Source organism: Metasolibacillus sp. FSL H7-0170 (assembly GCF_038593115.1).
In the GTDB taxonomy this organism is placed as follows: Bacteria; Bacillota; Bacilli; order Bacillales_A; family Planococcaceae; genus Metasolibacillus; species Metasolibacillus fluoroglycofenilyticus.
This window is the reverse complement of the sequence record NZ_CP151964.1, coordinates 870,518-892,718: the sequence shown is the minus strand read 5'-3', so window position 1 is coordinate 892,718 and position 22,201 is coordinate 870,518. Positions and strand designations below refer to the sequence as shown.

Genomic DNA, 22,201 nt, shown 5'->3' with positions numbered 1-22,201 from the left:
TATAAAGCGATAATGAAAAAATAGTAGCTTATGTTCGTTTTAGAAGAGAGCTAGCGGTTGGTGAGAGCTAGTAGACAGCATAAGTGAATGGATTTTCTAGCTACAAGGAGGAAATGCCTTGTCGTAGTTGCTGACGTTACAAGCAATCGAGTGGGCTAAGCAATTAGCCAATGAAGGTGGTACCACGGCTCTCCGTCCTTTACAGTACGGAGGGCCTTTTTGTGTACAAATGAGCAGAGATAGGGGAGCAGAGCATGACAGAGATGAAGTACGTAATGAAAACATTGCAGGGGGATACTTACACCCCCATCGGCATTTATTCATGCCTACAAGGGCAAAATAAAATGCTATTTGAATCGAATACTAAATATGCTGAAAGTGGTCGTTATTCATTTATTATGGTCAATCCAGTAGGAGAGCTAATAGGCGATGAGAAAACCTCGACTTTTAATGGAGAAATGAAAAGCATTTCAGTAACCGAGCGTTTAAAAGACGTGCTACCAATTGTCGGAGGGCACTATCCATTTGCTTTTTTTGGTGGAGCGATTGGTTATTTTAGCTATGAAACAGCCTTTCATTTTGAAGCAATTGGGCAAATCGTGAACGATGTCTACAATATGCCGGATGTTCATCTTTATTTTTACGATACATTTATCGTAATCGACCATATTGAGCAAAAGCTATCGTTAGTTGCGGTTGATTTATTTGGAGGCCGCACAGAGCAGCAAATGCAGCAAGCAATTCAGCAGCTTGAGCAGCAAATCGAGCAGCAAATAACGCAAACAATAAATACAGCTGTAGACATTCATTTTTCAGCGACAATGACTGAAGAACAGTTTACAACAATGGTCGAAACTGCGCAGCAACATATTCAGCGTGGGGATATTTTCCAAGTCGTACTATCGCAAACATTTGAAGCGAGCTTTCAGGGAGATGCATTTGCACTGTATCGCAAGCTGCGTGCAACAAATCCCTCGCCTTATATGTTTTACATGAATTTTGATGATGTCATTGTGCTTGGTACTTCGCCAGAAAGCTTAGTAAAGGTACAGGGCGGTGTTGTCACAACAAATCCGATAGCTGGTACGAAGCCACGTGGTGTAACACAGGAGGAAGATGAGCAGCTCGCACAAACATTGTTGAATGATGAAAAAGAGTTAGCCGAACATCGCATGCTCGTTGATTTAGGACGCAATGATATTGGGCGTGTATGTGAGGTGGGCTCCGTACAAGTGAAGCGCTATATGCATATTGAGAAATATAAATATGTGATGCATATTGTGTCAGAGGTGGCTGGTCAGCTAAAAGAAGGGGCACATGTAGTCGATGTACTCGCTTCAAGCTTACCAGCTGGTACGGTATCAGGCGCACCGAAAATACGAGCGATGCAAATTATTCACGCACTTGAGCAAAAAAAGCGCGGCATCTATGCGGGGGCTGTTGGCTATATTTCTGCTTCTGGCAATATGGATTTAACATTAGCCATCCGTACAATGCTTGTAAAGGATGGAAAAGCTTATGTACAGGCAGGGGCGGGAATTGTTTATGATTCTGTTCCAAGCTTGGAATATGAGGAAACGTTAAATAAAGCGCGCGCATTATTGGAGGTGCGAAAATGATTTTATTAATCGATAACTACGACTCATTTACTTATAACTTATACCATCAAATTGCTGCGTTTGAACAAGAAGTGCGTGTAGTGCGTAATGATAAAATAACACTTGAAGAAATCCATGCAATGCAACCAAAGGCAATCGTTGTTTCACCTGGGCCAGGTGTGCCAAGTGAGGCGGGGAATGTTATAGATATTATTTTAGAGTTTCACGGGCAGGTACCGATACTAGGAATTTGCTTAGGTCACCAAGCAATAGGTGAGGCATTCGGTGCAAAAATTGTACGTGCAAAAAACATTATTCATGGTAAAATGAGCCCTTTGACACATCAACAGCAAGGCTTATTACAAGGCATAGCACCAAATGAGGAAGTAATGCGTTATCACTCATTAGTCATTGAACAAAATACACTACCAAGCGATTTTATTGTGACAGCTCGTGCGGCAGATGATGGAGAAATTATGGCTATTCAGCATAAAAATTATCCGTTATATGGTCTACAGTTTCATCCAGAGTCTATCGGCACAAAAACTGGGAATCGAATGATTGAGGCATTTTTGAATGTAGTAAAAGAATAATGAACTGTTCGCGGGCATAGGAATCTCCTTATTAAAGCCCGCGAGAAGCTTATATTTGCTTATAAAACTGGTGCAGCAAATACTATTTGTCAGAAGGCGACATCCCCTCTACGTTTTTTTGCTATAATAAAAATAAAAAGGAGGACTATAAAATGACTAATTCCTATAAACAAATTGCAGTTGGTGTTGATTTTTCTGAGCAATCTTTACAAGCACTCCAACGTGCGATAGAAATAGCAAAGCAAAATGAGGCTATTTTACATATTGTAAGCGTAGTCGACACATATTCTTTTGGCTCAGTACAAGCATACGATATAACATACGCACAGCAAGTAAAAGAGGACCGCGAAAAGCAAATAGAGCAACTAAAAAATGAGGCAATAGCAGCAGGCGTTGCGGCTGTTCAGACAACTGTTGAACTCGGCTCACCAAAGGTAATTTTAACGAATTTAAAAGATATCGACCTCGTTATTATTAGTGCAACCGGCTTAAATCGCTTTGAAAAAATGATTATCGGCTCGAATGCAGAACGTATTGTACGAAATGCTAAGTGTGATGTGATGGTAGTGAGAGGATAATTTAAGTATAGATTTTCTAATAAAAAATGAGTGTCTACTAAAAGGACACTCATTTTTTTGTTAAGGCCGATCAGGGATATTTATCGAAGGGGATTCTTCAGAACAATTACTTATCCACAGTTTATTTATTGTTAAACTTCCAGCTTCATATTGCGGAGTAAAAGTAAATACTACTAGTAATGCTAAACATAAAGATAGTAAATTTATTAAATTATTTTTCATAAATAACACCCTTTATTAGAAAATTAAGTAACAACCTTTTATAATTTACCATTTAATATAAAAGATATCAATCAAATAATTACTAATTAAGGTAATTTATTTTCAAATCCTCTATGATTTTCAAGTAATCATATTTGTTTTGTAAAGAATAGATTGTTTTTGCCTGTTCTAAATAAATAGCTGCATTTGTTTTGTCCTGCATAGAGATAAGACAATGAGCTGTTTGGAAAAGTAAATCCCCTAATAAATACAGTGTTTCATGCTCAATGCATAATTGGATACCTTGTTTTGACAAGAACAATGCTTCTGTAAATTTCTTGGAGTGTTGGAAGGTACGAGAAGCGCCAAAAAAAACTCGAATTTTCACTAAATAAGATATTGTTGCATGTTCTTCAATTAAAGGGAGGCATTTTTCATAATAAGCTAATGATTTTTCATAATGCTTTGCCCCGAAATAAACAACTGCAATACTATTCATAATTGCTATTTCTTGTTCAATATTGGATTTGTCGTTTGCATGTAAGGCCTCCTCGAGTGTTTGGATTGCTGTATCAAGCTGTTGGTGTAAGAACCATTGGCAAATGCCTTTATGCCATAATAAAAATTGTCTGTGCTCTGGTGCTAGCAAAGCCTCTTGTACAAGCTCATTTTGCACAATAAAATACGCAGACTCATAATCATGCTGATGAATTAGCTTACGAATAATATTTTGTGCATCTGATGAATTAAACGAGGCGTTATCAGTGCTAGCCATATCAAAAAAATAATTCATATCAACGCCCAGCCTCTGTGCAATTGCGTATAGTGTAAGACTTGAAGGAATCATTTCTCCTTTCTCAAAATTACTTACCATCGCCTGTGTACAAATACCATCTGCCAACTCTTTCTGTGTAAGTCCTCTCTTTTTTCGTAATTCCTTTATTTTTTGTGAAATCATATGATTCATAATGGATTTTCCCCTATCCTAAGTATACATATGAATTATTATAACTTATGATAAATGTATTAGGGGATTAATATGCTTATTAATAGATGAATAATAGAAGCGATTTTTGTTTTTCTACAATAAAAATGTATAAATATGAGAGGTGTTATAAAACTATATGACTAATTTGGAGTTTTTCTCTTTTTTGAAAGAATTTTATGTCATCAAAAATTTAGTGAAAATAGGTAATTTGTCTATTGTCTATCTGGCAGAGGATATGAGGACGAATCAAGTACATATTATAAAAGAATTTTATCCACGTGAAATTGCAATTCGGGATATGGACAATCAAACAGTATTAAGTCGTCTTCCATCCAACAAAACAAAATTTAATCAGTTAAAGGAACTGTTTATACAAGAAGCAATCATTTTACAAAAATTAAATTGCCCATATGCTGTAAAATATATTGAGCATTTTGAGGAGAACGGAACAGTTTATATTGTAATGCAGCATTTTGAAGGTATACCATTGAATCAATATAATAATACGAATGATACATACACAACTATATTTTTGTCTTTAATTGAGGCGTTAAATGCGATGCATCAAAAGGGAATAATCCATCGAGATATTAAACCTAGTAATATTTTAATTGCTAGTGATGGTACACCATGTTTAATCGATTTTGGCTCAGCAATGGATTATCGTGTAGCTAAAAATGTACCGATTTTTACTAGTAGACATTATTCTCCTTTAGAGCTTTATTCCAGTAAATCGAAACAAAGTATTCGTGCAGATATATATAGTCTTAGTGCAACACTGTATTATGTCCTCGCCAAAAAGCCTCCTATTGATATATCAGAGCGTCTACTAGAGGACAAGCTAGTAGACATTAAAAAATATAATCCAAATCTCAATTATTTTTTAAGAAAAACAATTATGTGGGCGCTTGCTATAGAGCAGAAAAAGCGATGTTTTTCGTTAAAGTTTATAAAACTTGCCTTACTATATGAACATTTAATAAAAAAATAGCGATGAAAGGGGCATACAGAAATCATCTATTTGTGCGAAGCTGTTTTAGGGGCAATTTTGTATTTTAATAGCTTATAAGCCATCTTATTTAAAGAAAAGTTGACTAGAAAAAATCTGGTCAGCTTTTTTTATTGAGTGGGGAATATGAAAATTAAAATATTTATAAACGTATTTCGTTAATCTAAATTTACGCATTATTAAATATATGATTTGCGTTATTTTATAAAAATATTTATTGAAAAATAAATATTAGGTATAAAAGTTATATTATTTATGTACTAATATACTTTTGGTTATATTATTTTGGTATATACATTTTATTAAAATATAGATATAAATATATTGTGATTAAATATATTTGTAGTCCAACGATTAGTTGAGCTGCCAATTTATACATAAAAGGAGGGAAGGCTGTGATTGAAGCAGCCGAATCTAATGGAGATTATTAATCAGACAAATCGCACAATGCTTTTTGAAGAAATTAATCCAGAAAAGCTCGATTTGCTTACATTAGTTGGAGATGTAAAAGGAATTGACAGCTTGAGTGACGAGAAAATTAAAGAAATTAATGAAAAGCTACTTGTAAAAAGCTTCGATGAATTTTTAGATAAATTTTCGCCTACTGTTTATTCCTTCTATAATGCGGCTAATCAAAAGGTAATGTACACGTTGAAAAAGCCAGAAGGAATTCAGGATGATTGTATTTCTGAAATAGCTATTGACCAAAACAATGACTTTTTAAAAATGCTATTCACGTTAATTGATACGAAGCGTAGCCAAGGGATTACAAATGTTGATTTCAAATTCGAAAACTTACTAGATATGATTTCGCCGAAAAAGGTCATGGATGATATTCGACAAGTTCGTAAGGAAATTCATTATCTTTACGATGAGTACGACAAGCTAGATGAAGGTGACCCGAAAAAATTAGATACAGGCGATAAGCTAAATATTTTATTTGAGGTTGCAAGCAAAAATTATAACAATGTTATGGCGATGCTGCCGTTAGCTATTGAGGATATTAAAACGAGATTATTGCTTGGCAATAGTCAAGAGGATGGCGAGACGGAAAAGCTACAAATCGGAACATTAACAATCGGTGAGGCGGGAGAGCTAAAAATTATTGAGGCCCCTCAAACAACGGGCACAGATGTCATGTTACTTGAAGAAAATAGTCAGTATGGGTTGAGTACGGTATTTGAAGAAGATTATCAAGCAATTACGGATTCGCCTTCTGCCTATGTCAAGGATTTGGTTGTTCGCACATTTGCACCACTGCCAGCAATAAAAACCGATTTCAATATTGAAACAGAGGTGCAAAATTACAACACATACCTAGAATTTTATAAAGATGCGAAGGATGAGTTTGTAAAAACGGTGAAGCCTTTAGTTGAAAAGCTGCTAGGAGTCAAAATGTACTTTGACCAATACACAACGAAAAATAGAGGGATGCAGCCATCCTTACTTATTACAAACACGAAGCTAGATATGCTTGTGAAAAGCAATAATATTCCTCGACTTAGTGCTTATTTGAATACAGTGAATGGCAAAAACGATTTTACAGATACCATTTGGTATGGAATCGTGCCGGGTATTGAGCTTGAGGAAACAGGTAGCACGAAAGTAAGCCGAGCGCGCTTTAAAGGAAATGAAAAAACTGCAAAGCAAGAGGGCAATACGATGGAATCACTTTCTATGCTACTTGATACAGTGAAGGAGCATAAAGTGCAAGTTTTCTTCAACTTTATGGCGGAGGTTGAAACGACATTTAATGGAATTGCGACAACTGGTATTGACCGTTTAATTGATAAATGTGCGGTGTTAACAAGAAAAGATTATAGCGAATTTGCTATTCCATGTTTACCGAACTTTACAATTATTCCTAAAGACAAATCAGGTGTCATTATTGATACACGGATGCATGCGACAGAAAACGGTGCACAGCTATCGAAGGAAAAAGAAGATATTTTAAAACTTTGGATTGAAGGCGTCTATGTAGGTGCTAGCTATGTTGCAGCAGGTATTGTATCAGCTTATCAATGTCCAGAGTATTTAAAGGAAGCGTCCTTCAGGCAAGTACAAAGAAATTATCCGGGTGTCCGATTTGACATTGAAGCTGGTGACCATGCTTTAAGAGCAGTAACAACGATGGCGAAAGAGATTTCAGGATTTACTAACAATATTAAGGACGCGATTAATAGTAGAAGCTTTGGCTTTGTATTCTCCTCGGAAAATGCACAGCTTCAAGATAAGGATATTAAGCGAATCACGGTATACAAGGCAAGAAGCTTAGCGATGGATGATAATGGATTTGACTCCATTTATAAAACACAGGTGAGCACATATATTGAGCGTATTTTACGTTTTCAATCCGGGGATTTCAAACATGATAATATCGTCAAATTTTTCAGTAATAACCCAAATAGCCAAAAGAGCAAATGGCTTAATGATAAAGGCTATGTAAACTCTATTATTCAAGAGGGAGATGATATTGGCTATGTCATTGATGAAAAAACAAGTCTATGTCAAATCGACCTTGTGTTTAATGGCAATGTGAAAAATCTTGAAGTGACGATTACAAAGGGAACAAGTGCTGTCAAAGCATAATTAAATGAAATGGGATGTTGAAGATTTATTTTGATTCAGCAAGTATTTTTGTATCGAAAGCAAAACGTAAGATACAGAAAGCTCCTATCTTCACAGGTGGCGAGATGAATGCTTAGCAGGTTTTTATTCAAAATGAATCTTTTAAAATAAATTATGAGCAGTTTTCTCTCTGAAATGGCACTATTACATAATTTTTGGTGTCAGATGATGAGGAAATTGTTCACAAAAACATAATTAGGAGGAATGAAGAATGGGTTTTGTATTAAAGATTGAAGGGTCAGAGGCAATTGAATTGGGCTTAGACAGCATTATGACGGTGGAGTATGAAACAGATACACCAAATGATTCAAATGCACGCTCTACAGATGTAGGCTCAACTTTAAAAGTGAAGGGGAAAATTTTAACTGCTACAGATGGTGATAATGCAGATGACACGATGAAGCTAGCGCTTTGGTCATTAGTACCAGCTGAAAAAGCAGATTGTTACCGCAAAGTAACATTAGAAGTTATTTCTGCTGATCAAGTAGTGCGAAAAATTCATTTCCCGAACGCGTTTGTAGTTGATTATCAAGAGCGCTTTGGTGATACAGAAGGTGTTGGTGAGTTTTTCTTATTCATCAAGCAGAAAAAAGACAAAACAGACTTAGCGAAAATTGAAGGAGGCTACGCTGTATAACATACAGCAGTAGTTCTGGACTAGCGTTAGTTGAGGCGTAATTGATAGCTGTTTACCAACAAGGATAGCATGTTAGAAATTTTTCTAGCATGCTAGCTTTTTCATATGTACATAAAGTGAAATTTCAATCAGTGTGGTTTTTGGCGCACAGGACGCAGATTGTTCGCTTTCAACAGGGCTTTAATAAGCAGTTAAACTACAATTTATGCGGTTTTAAGGTAGGAATTATACTGTCCATTAATGCTAGCGTAATAGGTAGATTTATAAGGAGGAGCAGATGGCTACACATTATGAAACATTAGGTTTAGGGCACAATGCAACGGCAGAGCAAATAAAACTTGCCTATCGTCAACTATCTAAAAAGCATCACCCAGATAGAAATGGAGGCAGCAAAGAATCAGAAAAGCTATTTTTGGAAGTACAAGAAGCTTATAAAGTTTTGAAAGACCCTGCATTGAAGGAAGCATATGATGCTAAGTTAGCCAAGGGGGGGCAAAGCTTTTCACAGCAGCAGGCATCAGCAAAAGACAGGACTAAAGCCGAGTGGCAGCAAGCGGATTTCAATATGGAAAATATTCAAAAAAACTTTGAGCAATTTTTTGGCTTCAACCCTCAAACGAAGGAGGTTTCCTCAAGTCTAGAAAATAAAAAAAATCCGCTTGATACAACAGAGCTGTTTGAACGGTTTTTCCGAAAATAAAAAAGGAGCATTGCAATGGAGAAATGGACGAGTTTAACAAATACATATAAAAAGCGTCAGCAAGCCTATGTCATGATAAAAGTGATTGATATTTTATTGCTCGTTGTTAGTGCGTTTCTACTATTATATATATTCATTTTAAATAGAGATACTTTATTGCAAATGATTTTAATCATATTCATTATAGCTAGTGCTGCTATTTTTCTTATTTATCACTATGTAGCTACTAAAAAACAAGCACTCGCTCAAACAACTGCTATAGAAAAGCTAGTGCTACTAAATGAGCAAGGGCAGGAAGTGCAGGAATGGTCATTAACAGATGAAACTTCCTTGTTAATTGGAAAAAAGACGGTAGATTACCAGCCAGAAATTGATTTGAGCCATGCGGAGTATGCAGCATTAATTAATACAGAGCATGCCTTATTAAATTGTGTGGATGGTATTTGGTATGTTGAGGATATTGATTCAGTGAATGGCGTTGGAATACGCAAGCCCTATCGCCATCTAACACAAAAGCTAAAGCAAGAAAACCCTTGTGCTATTGGCTATGGGGACATACTTTATATTGCCAATACAAAAATAATTGCAAAATAATCGCGAGTAGGAGATGTACAAATGAGTTTAATTAGATGCACAAACGGCCATATGTTTAGTTCAAGAAGACATAAAAATGTTTGCCCCTATTGCCACGTATTAGTGGAGCAGGAGCCGCGCGCGGTAACGTCAGTATCACCAACAGAGGTGGATGATAAAACAATGCCCTATCTTGGAGAAATGGACGGAATTGACCCTGTAACAGGCTGGTTAGTTTGTATTGAAGGACCACAAATGGGAAGGGATTATCGCATACTGTCTGAGAAAAACTTTATCGGGCGAGATGAGGATATGCATATTCGAATTATTGGGGACAATACGATTGCTAAGCGCAATCATGCAGTCATTGTTTATGACCCAAAAAAGCGTAATTTCTTTCTCCTACCAGGCGATGCCTCGGGCTTAGCTTACTTGAATAATGAGGCAGTATATACACCGACAGAATTAACTGCATACGATGTCATTCAATTAGGAGTGAGCATGTTCCTATTCCTGCCACTTTGTGGTGTGCACTTTGAATGGGAAAATAATCAAAGCGAAGGATGATTAGAAATGGCTACAGCATTACATCCATATATAATAACGCTACTCTTTTTAACCGTGCTACTCATTCTTGTAGCAGTAAGAAGACAGCTTGTATATAAAATTGCTGATAAACGGATTGAGCTTGGTAACGGACAAACGATAGGAAGGCGCGAAGAGCAAGATGATTATTTTGCTACAGTTGAAACGGCTTACGGAACAGTTGCGGTGCTGGCTGATGGAATCAGCGGCTTAGCGAATGGGCGGATAGCGAGCACAATAGCAGTCTCGACCTTCATAGAGGAATTGAAAAAGTTAACAAATGTACAACAAATCAGTGACTATTTCAAAGCAGCGGCAACGAAAAGCAATCAGATGATTGTTGAAAATTTACAGGGCTCTAATGGTGGGACAACGCTTGTCGCAGCATTTATTGATGAGCAGGGCTTGCTACATTGGGGCGCAGTTGGGGATAGTATCGTTACGATTTTTCGAAACGGGGAATTTATAGAAGTGAACGAAAAACATATTTTTGAATCTATCTTAACAGAGCGCTATTTGAACGGTGAAATTTCTCAATTAGAAATACAGGAAAATCCGTTTAAAAAGAGGCTAGTCAACTATTTGGGCTATGAAGGTTTTAAAAAAATTGATATTGGTCAGACGCCTATTCCGCTACGTAAGGGAGACAAAGTATGCCTATTGAGTGATGGCGTATACGGCACGCTGACGGAAGTTGAGCTAGAAAAGCTTCTTTCGGAAAATATTCCACCTCATTATATCGCACAAAATATAATCAATGCGGTTGATAATAAGCGCTTAAAAAATCAGGATAATGCAACAATTATTATTTTAGAGAAAACGTGGTAAGAAATCGTGCTGTAGAAGGAGGACGCATATGAGAAAGGAAAATAGCGATTTCCAAACGAGCTTCTTATCTGAAGCAGGCTCCTTTTTGCGAAATAGAGATTATTTTGCGTATACGACATTGGATGACTACTCTTGCTGGGTAGCTGTGAAAGGGCTTGATTCAGATCAGGAGGTAGATAGTGCAAAAATCGCTGTACAAGCCGTATTGGAAAGCTTTATCGCTAAGCCCTCAATGGCGAAGCGCAGCTTGGCAAACTATATGCGGCAAGCACATAAAGTTTTGCAGCAGCAAAGCTTACGTGTGCGATTAAAGGCTAGCATCGTTATCGTCGTTTCGGATTATAGACGAATACGATGTGCTGTTGCAGGGAATACGCGGCTCTATCATTTTAGAAATGGTATTACGCTATTTAAGAGCAATGACCAAAGCTTGGCACAGGAAATATTTGAGCGCCAGCAGCAGGTAGTCGATACAAGACAGCATGAGGAACGTGACAATTTATTAACCTATTTAGGGCAGCCATCGAATTTTAATCCCTCTATATCACCTAAAATGAAGCTGCATGAGGGAGACGTTCTGCTACTATGCTCAGCAGGTTTTTGGAAGCATGTGGAGGATGTTGAAATGATTGATGCGTTGGAGCTAGCTAAGGAGCCAGCACAATACGTTGATGTCTTAGAGGAAGTGCTATTAAGCAGACAAAGGAAGGTCGTAGATAATTACACAATTGCGGCTATCTTTATTAATAAAGTGTATCAAGAATCTAATAAGAAAAAAATGAAATATATAAAATGGCTCGCCGCAGCGCTTATTACATTGTTATTAGTCGGTGGAGGTGCAGCTTTTTATCAGGCAAAACAAGTGAAAAAAATAGCAGAGTTGACAGTTGATATGAAGGAACATGAGAAAAATGGTAACCTCTATTTCCAAGATGGCAATTATGGCGAGGCTGTAATGGAGTATAGCGAAGGGAGAAATGTAGCGAAAAAATTGAAGGACCCTGTACATAGAAATCTATTAGCAACAAAGCTACGCATTACCCAGCTTATTGTTCAAGGAGATGAGGCAGCAGAAGCGGGCGAATTTGCGAAAGCAATGGAGCACTATGAAAAAGCGAATAAAGAGGGCAAGCTACTTCAAAGCTTTGGGAAGGAAGAGATTGAAAAGCGCATGGCCAATATGGATTCAATTGTTGCAATTGTAGAGGAAACGAAAGAAGGAGACGCACTTTTTAACGCAGAGGATTACAACGGGGCATTAGACATTTATCAAAAGGCTAGAAAAAAGGCAATTGCCATTTCATTTACAGGTGAGCCACAAATTAAAACGAAAATAGAGGAAGCAGAGGGGAAAGTTGCAGAGCTAACAAAGGCACAGCAAGAGCTTCGCGCAGAGGGCTTAGAGAAAAACGGCGACAAACACTATGCGATGCAGGAATATACAAAGGCAATCGAATCGTACACAGTTGCACAAGAAATCTATCAGGAAACGGGACTAATTGCAAAAGTGTTAGGATTAGAGCGCAAAATTATGAACAGCAATGATAAATTACATCCTGTACCATCTACTATCGAGGTGTCAAATAATGAAATAGACGACTTAGAGCAAAGTCTCGAAAGTGAAATGTTTAAGGAAGGAAAATAATGTCGATGAAAGAGCTTATGTTGGAACGCCTTAAAAAGATTGAAAACTTAGAACAACGTCAATTATTAAAGGATATGATAAGCGGCGTTTTTACTAATTTAATCGATTATCAGCAGCAAATGAATGATCGCTTAGAGCAACGCTTATTGGATGAGCTGAAGCCAGATGAGCAACAGTTTGCTATTTACGGCACGGTTATCGCGAAAGAACAATATGACCCAATTCATGAATATTTATTTCCTATAATCCCTACAGACCCAGAGCGCAAAGTTATCTCGATGGAGGAAATAAAGCTTGCTTTCTTGCATCAGCAGCCTGCTGTCGTATGCACAGTATTTTTGCAATGTGACAGCTTGCAAATACAGCAACTATTATCAGAAAATAGGCAGTTTCATGGCAAGCTTCATACGACAGCAGGAGATATAGATATTCAAGTTTACTTAAGGAAGCAGCAAATATATAGCAAGGAGATTGAGGAGCTTTACAATACGTTTCAAGTAAATGGTATCCCTTGGAAAACAATTAATCACCCATATATCCATAAATTTTTGGATGTTCATTTGACTTTTCAACCTTTACCACAGGATGAAATAGAAATTATCGATATGACAATCGATTTAGAAGAATATGAGCCTTATAAAAAAATGAATATGCTACCGCTCTGGAATATCGAAAGGCATAAGGTGAAAAATGCAGGCTTCCCAGTTCCAGCAATCGACAAGGTCAATTTTGAGCATATGCTTTCCATTAGAAAGCTAGGAGCGGAACATAGTTATTTAGTGGTAGGGGATGAGGCGACGATTCGTTATGTGAAGCGCTCTGAAAATGCAATAACGGTTGTCTGTCCACAGGATAAAGCGGGCATATGGCAGCTTATTAAAGTAGCCAATGTACAGCAGGACAAAATTGGTACACTTGCTTACGAGCTATTTTCGAATCGTCCGCTTGATTGTTTTATGCAAAGGCTATCGGCGAGCCATCCTGTAGCCATTCATACAGCAGGTGAATTGGTGCGACTTATTCATTCTTTCAATTTAGCGGAGCGTTTAGCTTTTATTGACTTTGAAATTATAGAAAATGAAGCGGTGAGCAGCTATAGCTATGCACTAAACCCTTTTTTAACAGAGATTATTAGCAAGCCTCATCATAAAAAAACGATGGTATTGCAGTTCAAAGCATTCAAGCAGGATTTTATTGCAAATGATTTATTAAGCTTTGTTGTATCAGAGGTGCAGCGCCATTTCTATGAATACAACTGCATAGGGGTGTGGCAATGAATTATATTTGGGATTTATTGATTCGTGCTGAGGAGCAAGGTTTTGCTCGCAACGATATTCATTTCATATGCGCGACGAGCTACTCCCCCTATATGGAGCTAAGTCCGCAAGTATTGAATACAACAACAATAGAGCAAACGATAGAAATTAATCCTTATTATCGTTATTCAGAAGTTTTTAAACATTTATTCCAACCTGATAATGTGACGGACATGGAAATACAGGAATATTTGCTTGATATCGTCATTCATTTTTTAGGAGATATAGACCGTATGCAGGGAATGAATCGCAAGGAATATTTCATGCGCTTTTTATTGCAGGAATTCGCCGCCCATACATTTGGTCAAGCCGTTCACTCTTATTGTCAAGCGTTGACAAAGGCGGAGCAGGAAATAGTAGCACTCAATATGATTCGCATGTATCAAACGGGGGATGTCATTTACAACTTTAAGAATACATTGAAAAAGCTGTTTCCTCATTGTGCCGTATATATAAATTCAGAGAACAAGGATGAGGTACTGCTTTATATCGGACAGCGCCAAACAGCGCAGCGGGAGATGAAAATTCAATTGATACGTACTTTATTCATGCCAATCGGCTTTACGCTTGATATTTATTGGACACAGCATTTCGGCATTGTCGATGTAGAGGACACGATGAAGATTGATTATATTGCGCTGTATTAAATACAAAGGAGGATGGCAAGATGAAAGCTAATTATTCCTATAAATTACATACAAATCGACGTTATACAGAGCGCTATATGGTGACATATACACGCGCTGAATTAATGGAAATGACAACTTTTCAGCTACGCAATATTTGCTACAAGGAAAAGCTTGTAAAAGGACTTGTCAATACATTAACAAGAGACCAACTTGTGCAAATGATTTTACGTTATCGTGGCGCGGAGGAGCATTTGTTAATTGAGGAATATGCAGAAGGGGGCTTTGCACGAGTTGAGGCCGCTATGCAAAGCTATTTAAAAACGCCGCTTGCTGATAATGGCAATATTAAAGTCCCTGCTAAAATGAGTATTTATCGAGAGATGAAAATAGATGCAACAGATAAATATATTGTAGAAACAGCTGGGCTAGTTGAAGAATCGAATGTACTACTTGTAAATGAGCAGCAAGCGCTATGTGCGATTTTGACATTGCAAAAGGACAAGCAGCAGCCAAATCGCTACTACTTCGTAACAGATACCGCAATGAATATGCAAAATACAAAAAATAAAAACTATAGCTTTATTTTTTTGAGAAAGCAAGATTCGGATTATTTATACAAAACCTATTACCAAGAGGTTCCGCAGCCACCAACAAATTTGCACTATTATAAAGTACCTATATTAGATTTAGAAATTAAGGAGCTTGAAACGACAAATGCGATTTTAGCGATTGATTTTGGCACAACGAATACAACAGCAGGTGCCTATTTAGCGCATGACTATGTCGCATCGCCCTGCTCGCAAGACTTACTTAATAATCGCATCCAGCTGAATCAAATTAATTTTGTCACCTTTCCAGATATGCTTCATCAACAATGGACAGCGGTTGTTCCGACGATTATTAGCGTAGCCGATTGCGCTGACGGAGACCATATTCATTATCACTTTGGCTATGACGCCTTGCAGGTAATGAAAAAAAATAATTACACAACGCTTGCAACGAAATTTCAAGGCATGAAGCGCTGGGTCAATCATTATAACAAAAGCGAAGAAATTATGGATGTTAACGGCAATACAGCGATTGTCCCGCGCAGTCAAATGCTCAGAGAATTTTTGCTCTATATTATACGGACTGCGGAGCATCAATTTAAGTGCCGTTTTCAGCATTTACATATTTCCAGCCCTGTAAAGCTGAAAACGCAATTTTTAGATATGTTTCAGGCAATTCTACCTGAATATCATATTGAAACAACATATGCGCTTGATGAAGGCATGGCCGTTCTTTACAATACAATCGCCAATCAAATAGAAAACAATAGCTTTTTGGATGGCAAAACTTATAAAGCATTAGTTATTGATTGTGGTGGTGGTACAACAGACCTTTCCTCCTGTCAATTTCGCATTGAAGATGGGCGTATCTCTTATAAGATTGATATCCATACAACCTATGAAAATGGAGATACTAATTTTGGCGGCAACAATATTACATATCGAATTTTCCAATTTATGAAAATTGTTTTTGCCAATTACTACAATCGCGGCAAGCGAGCCTATGATATTGATGCCTTAATTGATATTCCAGGCAAAGATATTTATCGTTATGTGGATGAATTTGGTGTGGAGGCAGTCTATGCTCAGTTCGAGCAGGCTTTTTTAGAGGCAGAGCACATCATTCCAACCCGTTTCAAAGAATATGAAAACCGCACGCGCGACGAATATTTACGTGTGCGTAATAATTATTATTTCTTGTGGGAAATGGCGGAGGAAATGAAGAAGGAATTTTTCCGTAAAACGGGCATTTTACGCAGTCGTTTCCACTCGACAATTGATGCAGAGCAAGAGAGCGACCTCAATGTTACCGCGGTCGAGCGCTGGTGTTTATCAATAAAGGAAAACGAACAATTCCAAGACGTATATGACTATCCGAACGTTTACTTCAATATTAAAGAAATTAACCATTTAATCAAGGCAGATATTTACGATATTGTCCGCAAATTTTTAGAGGACTTTTATGAAACAGGTGTGTTAAATGAATACTCCATTATTAAATTAACAGGGCAATCGTGTAAAATTGATGCCTTTCGGGAGGCTTTAAAGGAATTTGTGCCGGGACGTAGCATTGAGTTTAAACAAAAGGCTGAAAGCGTCGGCAATGTACCAGAGCTAAAGCTTGCCTGTCTGCGAGGGGCGCTACGCTACTTAAATGCAAAAAAAATCGGCATGATTGAGACAAATGTGACAAATGATGCACCTGTTGTACCATATGCCGTAAGTGCATTGACACATAACAAGCAAGAAAAGCTATTAATTAGCAGCCTAGAAAGACTTAATCAAATACACGGGACGATTTCACGTCCGTTAGGTGTAATCGATGTAGAGTTTTACTTGCATAACCATGAGGATAAATCCTCCTATAAATATGTTTACACAAATCATGCGGAAGATTTTGTTCCAGTGCTGTATGAGCAAATTGCTACATATTACGGTGAGCATATTCCGCAAAATGAAACAGACTCAATTGTCAATGGTGAGGTAAAGTTTTTTGTCTTTGCTAGTCAAGACCATTGGGGCTTCCATGTCGTTCCTGTTGCTCGTCAAAACGAGCAATTATTGCTAGGGAAAAAGCACTTCTTTGCCTTTGAAACAGACTTATCAGAGCTCGATTTCTTTGATGGCTTGAAGTAGTAAGAAACGAGGTGAACCAACATGGTCACAAATAAATACCCCCATTTTCAAAAGGGAAGGATTTTAAAGCGGGGAATGCTAGAAAGCTTGCGCGATTATCCGAGGGACATTGTCGATTTATATTTTCAAAATTATTCAGATGGCATTATTACTGGACTGGATATAACAGTGGATGGCACAAATTTAATAATCGCAAAAGGCATTGTAAAGCAGCAAGGCACTATTTATACGCTAACGACAGATTATACGCTATCCTACACGGCAACTGAGCGGGAAACAGCACTGCTACTGGAATTCGATGAGCCACAACTGACGCCTGATTATACGGAGTACACAGCAAGGCCATTATTAGTAGATGCTACAGCCGTAATGGATAATACGCTCGAATTGGCACGCTTTAAATTAAAGGCAGGAGCGATGCTACGTGCAAGCTACACAGATTTTGCAGACTTAGCAACAGAGTACAACACGCTTAATTATTTGTATTGCCAATATGCAGGCTTACAGCAAAGCACCTATCATCCAATGCTGTTGAAGTACTATGCGCGAGAGCTGCTTGAAAGCCGTAGCACAAACCCCTACGATATCAGCTTTGCGCTCCAATGCTTAAATCAAGAGCGTATCGAGCGAGAAGTAGTAGATTGGTATATTAGCAGCCGATTAGAGGTAGCCTACCAACCATTATCAAATAAGCAAGCCCATCATTATTTAACGCGCATTTTAAGCAATGGACAAAACAGTAGACGCAGAGCGGATGCACATACAGGTCGTCCTGTACGCATGCTTGTGGATTAAAAGGAGGCTGAATCAAAATGGAATTTTTAGACGAGAAAATACTCGCACTAAGAAATGAAATGCGTGAGCAAGAAAGGCATGAGGAGGCGGTACAAGCAGAGGCCGTATATCCAATTGACTTAACGCAAGATTTTATTGTTATCAATAATAAAACGGTCAAAATTCAAACAACTACAATGCTAAACAGTAGCATGACACTACGCATGCCTGCATCGTTTTTTGAAATGTCAAAGGAGCTTGCTGCATTGAAATATCCATCAGAGCACAGGCCGAATATTATTTTCACGGATGAAACGACGACTGTTAATTTAGCCTTTAGCCATACGACAATGGAGTTAATGGATGATGAGGTAGAGCAATTTCGAGACGAGATGGTGGAAGGGATGGAGGAAATGCAGCCAAATGCACAATGGCTGGATTCAGGGACATCTATCATACAAGAGAAGCCGATAAGCTATTTTTCTGTTATTACGCCAGCGATTGATGGAAGGCTGTTTAATTTAATGTTCTTTTGCGCTCTCAATAATTATGCATTCATAGGCACTTTTAATTGTTTAGAGGGAGATTTTGATACATGGCAGCCGATTGCATTAGGAATCATCGATAGCATCCAATTTATGCAACGACAAGATAAAGGAGGGATTGTGCAATGACAGGGGTAACGACCTATCACCAGTTGCAGGTAGAGCCATTTCAGCTTGTAAGTCTGCAAGAACTCACATTAACGAAGAAAATAAATGAGCATGCACATTTATATATGACGGCAATTGTCCCAGATGAAATGCGTGACCAATATGTAGAAATGGCAGAAAAGCAAACGACGATAGAGGTAAATCAGCTTACTGAACAGGGCACATCAACTCCGCTTTTTAAAGGCATGATTTTAGACATAAAAATACAAATGGTGCGCGGTATTTATTATATGGAGATGGGAGCAGTATCTAGCACCTACCAGCTTGATATTAAACAAAATACACGCTCCTACCAAGACAAAGAGATGGTATTTGCAACCTTATTTAAACAGCTAAGTACCACATATACAGGGCTTGATGTAATCGATAAGGCAACAAATAGTGCGAACCTTGAAAAATTTACATTGCAATACCGAGAAACAGACTGGCAATTTTTAAAGCGCCTTGCTTCACGCTTTCAAACAGGCTTAGTACCTGCCTCTACTTTTGAGCAGCCAAAATTTTATTTTGGTATACCGAATGGGCAGGAGCGAGGCAAGTTAGAGGATTATCATTATACAACGCGCAAAAATCTAGCAGACTATTTACGCTATACAGAAAATGGTCAACAAGGCATGACAGAACAGGACTTTTTATATTATGAGATTGAAACAGACGATGTTTTTGCGCTAGGCGATACAGTAACTTTTAATGGGCAGAAGCTCTATGTATATGAAATTTATACAACAATGAAAGATGGTCTATTAAAGCATTTATATACCTTAACGACGGAAAACGGTATGCAGCAAAAGGAAGTTTTTAACGAAGCAATTCCCGGATTGTCGTTAGAGGGCAAAGTGTTAGAGGTGGCAAAGGACCAGATGAAGGTGCATCTTACAATTGATGAACAGCAAGATAAAAGCAAGGCACATTGGTTTCTCTATAGCACACCATATACAGCAGAGAGCAGCAGTGGCTGGTATGCAATGCCAGAAATCAATGATTTTGTTCATGTTTATTTCCCAACACATCAAGAGGAGGAAGGAGTAGCGAGCCATTCGATTCGTAAAAACCGAGAAACAAGCGCTACAAACAAGCTCGATGATCCTGCAACAAAATATTATCGTACCGCCTTTGGTAAGGAAATAAAAATGAGTCCAGATGAAATTGTGATTACAGCACAGGATGGCAGTGTCTTTATTCGCTTAAATGAAGCAAGTGGTATTGAGCTCTATAGTAAAGGGGCTATCCAATTGACTTCACAGGCAGATATTTCAGTGAATGCGAGTAAGAAAATCATTGTCTCTGCTGACGAGGAAATTTCATTAACATGTCAAGGGAGCAGTATCACAATGGATGGGAATGTCCAAATCTTTGGTCAAGAGGTCAAGGCGAATTAGGGGGGAGAACGATGCAAACAACGGTTATGTCACAGCTTTCTTATGAACAGGAAGTTGCGCAAATGCGATTACGCTATTTGCTTGCATTAGAAGATTATTTCCAAGGAAATAGGGAGCAGCTTATTAGGCAATTTCAGCAGGCTTTTCAACAAATTTGCGAGCAGCTTGTAGCGCAACAAATTCTTCAGCATAAAGAGCCGCTTGGAAATATCACGATTTCGCTGCTGCGTACGGAATTGCTAGAGGGCAAATTTCGCTATGTAGTGGAAGGAACAACAGGCAAATGGTTTTTTGATGCTGCCCCAATTATCACGATTTATGATGCGAGCTGGGCATTACAATTTTTAGCGCAATATATAGTGGAGCTCGAAAAATATAGCAAAGTGTTTGCAGGGACGATTTCCCAGCTAGAAATAGATGGCTTGAAATTACAGGATGTAAAGTATTTTCACCAATATATTGCTAGTCTCGCACGCCTTGCACTTAGAGATGGAGCAGTAAGTACAGCCTATGAACAACTAGAGCGAGAGGCAAACCTTGAAGTGCGCATAGGGGAATTTTTCGATTACAGTGAAACAGTTTATCGTGAAGGAACCCCCACTAAAACCGCAGATGAAATAAAAGCATGGCTAGGTGAAAAATTGCCCAATGTCTATGCCTACGAGAACTTTCGTCAGCTTGACCTATCCAACGGTATGTACAATGACATAGATTTGCGCTATGCGTTTTTTGAAAATAGCCATCTAGCAAATAGCGAGCTATGTCGTTGTGCATTAATAGGGACGGATTTTGCAAAGGGGAATTTAATGAACGCTAATTTAAGTGCAAGTATGATACATGAGGCAAATTTTAGCCTCTGTCAACTACAAGGTGCAAATTTTCAACAAGTACAGGGGGCAGTGGGTCTGGAAAGTCGCCAACAATGGGACATGCCAGGCTATTACCCCGTTCAATTTACAGGTGCTAATTTAGAAAGAGCCAATTTTGAGCGAGCTGATTTACGAGGTGCTAATTTTCTAGGTGCTAATTTATATAATACTCATTTTGCGGGTGCTAATTTAGAAGGCGCAATTTTTTCAAAGGCAGCACAGCCATCGATACAGCTTACAGCAAAGCAAGCAGCCGAAGCTATTTGGCAATAAAGGAGTAGAGGCGATGAACTATTTTATTGTAAGACAGGACCAACGCAACCTACAGGCAGTGGAACCAATAGGAATAACAAAAGTACTCACAAAAGAGCTGTTAACGGCCGAGCGACTAGAAGAACTAGAGCTAGTCAACCGACAGTTTTCCATAACGACTAAAAAAGAGCCTGATTATATCGACTTTATTGAAAGACCAATTGCATTATTTTCTGACACACTCAAACAGCTTATTGAAAAATATGATACGAGCTTACCTTGGAAATCTGTTGTCTTGGCTGATATTCCAAATGTCCAGCAAACGCTTTACTGGCTAATGATTCCACCTAAAATAGCTTGTTTATCGCCACAAACAGAATTCCATCTCGATGGCACGCTCAAAAAGCTAGTCATTGATGAAGAAAAAGCTAAGCCCTACAGCATTTTTCAAATCGAAGGAATTCATGAGCCATTTATTTTAATCAATATCGAACTGGCTGAAAGCTTATTGCGCAGACAATTTCGCGGTATCCAGCTACAAAGAGTGCAAACAGAAGGCAGATGGCAGGAGTTATTTAACTAATTACTTAAAGAAAGAGGCGAATGAGCATGGCAGAACAACCATTACAAAACAAAGGTGCCGTACAGCTTAGTTATGTTGTAGCAGGTGCAACCTTATCCTGTTCTGAGGGAGACCAAACAAGTACATTGCAATTGCCTGTTAGTCATGGGGTTTTTCTAAAAAATAAGGCGAAAATGAATGAAATGGACTTTCAACCGAACGTTCATGTCCAGCCTTTTGGGCTATGTCAAACATTGGCAAATCCAGCCGTCGCTGCGGCTACAGCAGCTAATAACGGTGTTTTAAAGCCTATGCCCTGCACACCTGTCCTAACAATGCCTTGGATTAACGGTAAAAGTGACCAATTAATTGAAAACTCCCCTGCTTTAACGACGCAATCAACGAATATGTGCTTATATTGTGGAACAATTCGTGTGGAGGATGACGGGCAGGAATAATG

Annotated in this window: 21 protein-coding genes and 1 other annotated feature; of the genes, 20 read left to right on the top strand and 1 reads right to left on the bottom strand. The window is 38.2% G+C overall.

The window, feature by feature from the left end:
* Positions 1-203 (top strand) — a binding site (T-box leader).
* A 51-nt stretch (positions 204-254) separates the two neighbouring features.
* From trpE to MHH70_RS04235, 3 genes are all read left to right on the top strand, one after another.
* Positions 255-1,619, top strand: a complete 1,365-nt coding sequence (gene trpE / locus MHH70_RS04245) for an anthranilate synthase component I (RefSeq protein ID WP_342472649.1) — start codon at positions 255-257, stop codon at positions 1,617-1,619.
* Positions 1,616-2,191: an aminodeoxychorismate/anthranilate synthase component II gene (locus MHH70_RS04240; protein WP_107942529.1), complete on the top strand. Its 576-nt coding sequence runs from the start codon at positions 1,616-1,618 to the stop codon at positions 2,189-2,191. Before trpE ends, MHH70_RS04240 begins: the two co-directional genes overlap by 4 nt.
* A gap of 152 nt (positions 2,192-2,343) precedes the next feature.
* The gene (locus MHH70_RS04235) at positions 2,344-2,769 is read left to right on the top strand and encodes a universal stress protein (protein WP_066163795.1); all 426 of its coding nucleotides are present in this window, start codon (positions 2,344-2,346) and stop codon (positions 2,767-2,769) included.
* 304 nt (positions 2,770-3,073) lie between these two features.
* Here MHH70_RS04235 and MHH70_RS04230 read toward each other — a convergent pair whose 3' ends face one another.
* The gene (locus tag MHH70_RS04230; protein ID WP_342472648.1) at positions 3,074-3,937 is read right to left on the bottom strand and encodes a helix-turn-helix domain-containing protein; all 864 of its coding nucleotides are present in this window, start codon (positions 3,935-3,937) and stop codon (positions 3,074-3,076) included.
* Positions 3,938-4,121: 184 nt separating this feature from the next.
* Between MHH70_RS04230 and MHH70_RS04225 the strand changes: the two genes are divergently transcribed.
* From MHH70_RS04225 to MHH70_RS04145, 17 genes are all read left to right on the top strand, one after another.
* Complete coding sequence (locus MHH70_RS04225) at positions 4,122-4,949, top strand: serine/threonine-protein kinase (protein WP_235616017.1); 828 nt, start codon at positions 4,122-4,124, stop codon at positions 4,947-4,949.
* Between the two features lie 435 nt (positions 4,950-5,384).
* Positions 5,385-7,556, top strand: coding sequence for a transcriptional regulator (locus MHH70_RS04220; protein WP_342473163.1), 2,172 nt, complete (start codon positions 5,385-5,387; stop codon positions 7,554-7,556).
* 250 nt (positions 7,557-7,806) lie between these two features.
* Entirely contained in the window at positions 7,807-8,232 is a 426-nt protein-coding gene (locus tag MHH70_RS04215; protein ID WP_066163783.1) for a membrane-associated protease 1, read from the top strand.
* A 277-nt stretch (positions 8,233-8,509) separates the two neighbouring features.
* The gene (locus MHH70_RS04210) at positions 8,510-8,932 is read left to right on the top strand and encodes a DnaJ domain-containing protein (protein WP_342472647.1); all 423 of its coding nucleotides are present in this window, start codon (positions 8,510-8,512) and stop codon (positions 8,930-8,932) included.
* A 15-nt stretch (positions 8,933-8,947) separates the two neighbouring features.
* Positions 8,948-9,526 (top strand): FHA domain-containing protein, encoded by a 579-nt coding sequence (locus MHH70_RS04205; RefSeq protein WP_066163775.1) that lies wholly within the window; start codon positions 8,948-8,950, stop codon positions 9,524-9,526.
* Positions 9,527-9,547: 21 nt separating this feature from the next.
* Complete coding sequence (locus tag MHH70_RS04200) at positions 9,548-10,072, top strand: FHA domain-containing protein (protein ID WP_066163770.1); 525 nt, start codon at positions 9,548-9,550, stop codon at positions 10,070-10,072.
* Positions 10,073-10,078: 6 nt separating this feature from the next.
* Complete coding sequence (locus MHH70_RS04195) at positions 10,079-10,918, top strand: protein phosphatase 2C domain-containing protein (RefSeq protein WP_066163767.1); 840 nt, start codon at positions 10,079-10,081, stop codon at positions 10,916-10,918.
* A gap of 28 nt (positions 10,919-10,946) precedes the next feature.
* Entirely contained in the window at positions 10,947-12,563 is a 1,617-nt protein-coding gene (locus MHH70_RS04190) for a serine/threonine protein phosphatase (RefSeq protein ID WP_342472646.1), read from the top strand.
* Positions 12,563-13,840 carry a normocyte-binding protein gene (locus tag MHH70_RS04185; RefSeq protein ID WP_342472645.1) on the top strand — a complete coding sequence of 426 codons (1,278 nt, stop codon included), beginning with the start codon at positions 12,563-12,565 and terminating at the stop codon, positions 13,838-13,840. Before MHH70_RS04190 ends, MHH70_RS04185 begins: the two co-directional genes overlap by 1 nt.
* Complete coding sequence (locus MHH70_RS04180; RefSeq protein ID WP_066163764.1) at positions 13,837-14,526, top strand: iron-dependent peroxidase; 690 nt, start codon at positions 13,837-13,839, stop codon at positions 14,524-14,526. The genes MHH70_RS04185 and MHH70_RS04180 overlap by 4 nt, the downstream gene beginning before the upstream one ends.
* 20 nt (positions 14,527-14,546) lie before the next feature.
* Positions 14,547-17,192, top strand: a complete 2,646-nt coding sequence (locus MHH70_RS04175) for a molecular chaperone (RefSeq protein WP_342472644.1) — start codon at positions 14,547-14,549, stop codon at positions 17,190-17,192.
* 21 nt (positions 17,193-17,213) lie between these two features.
* A complete protein-coding gene (locus tag MHH70_RS04170; RefSeq protein ID WP_066163759.1) occupies positions 17,214-17,987 on the top strand; it encodes a DNA and RNA helicase in 774 nt (257 codons plus the stop codon).
* Between the two features lie 17 nt (positions 17,988-18,004).
* On the top strand, positions 18,005-18,640 hold the full coding sequence (locus MHH70_RS04165; RefSeq protein ID WP_342472643.1) for a hypothetical protein: 636 nt from the start codon (positions 18,005-18,007) through the stop codon (positions 18,638-18,640).
* Entirely contained in the window at positions 18,637-20,058 is a 1,422-nt protein-coding gene (locus MHH70_RS04160) for a hypothetical protein (protein WP_342472642.1), read from the top strand. The genes MHH70_RS04165 and MHH70_RS04160 overlap by 4 nt, the downstream gene beginning before the upstream one ends.
* 11 nt (positions 20,059-20,069) lie before the next feature.
* Entirely contained in the window at positions 20,070-21,200 is a 1,131-nt protein-coding gene (locus MHH70_RS04155) for a pentapeptide repeat-containing protein (protein WP_342472641.1), read from the top strand.
* A gap of 13 nt (positions 21,201-21,213) precedes the next feature.
* Positions 21,214-21,762, top strand: a complete 549-nt coding sequence (locus tag MHH70_RS04150) for a serine protease (RefSeq protein ID WP_107942540.1) — start codon at positions 21,214-21,216, stop codon at positions 21,760-21,762.
* A 26-nt stretch (positions 21,763-21,788) separates the two neighbouring features.
* Positions 21,789-22,199 carry a DUF4280 domain-containing protein gene (locus MHH70_RS04145; protein ID WP_082798950.1) on the top strand — a complete coding sequence of 137 codons (411 nt, stop codon included), beginning with the start codon at positions 21,789-21,791 and terminating at the stop codon, positions 22,197-22,199.
* Positions 22,200-22,201 lie beyond the last annotated feature (2 nt).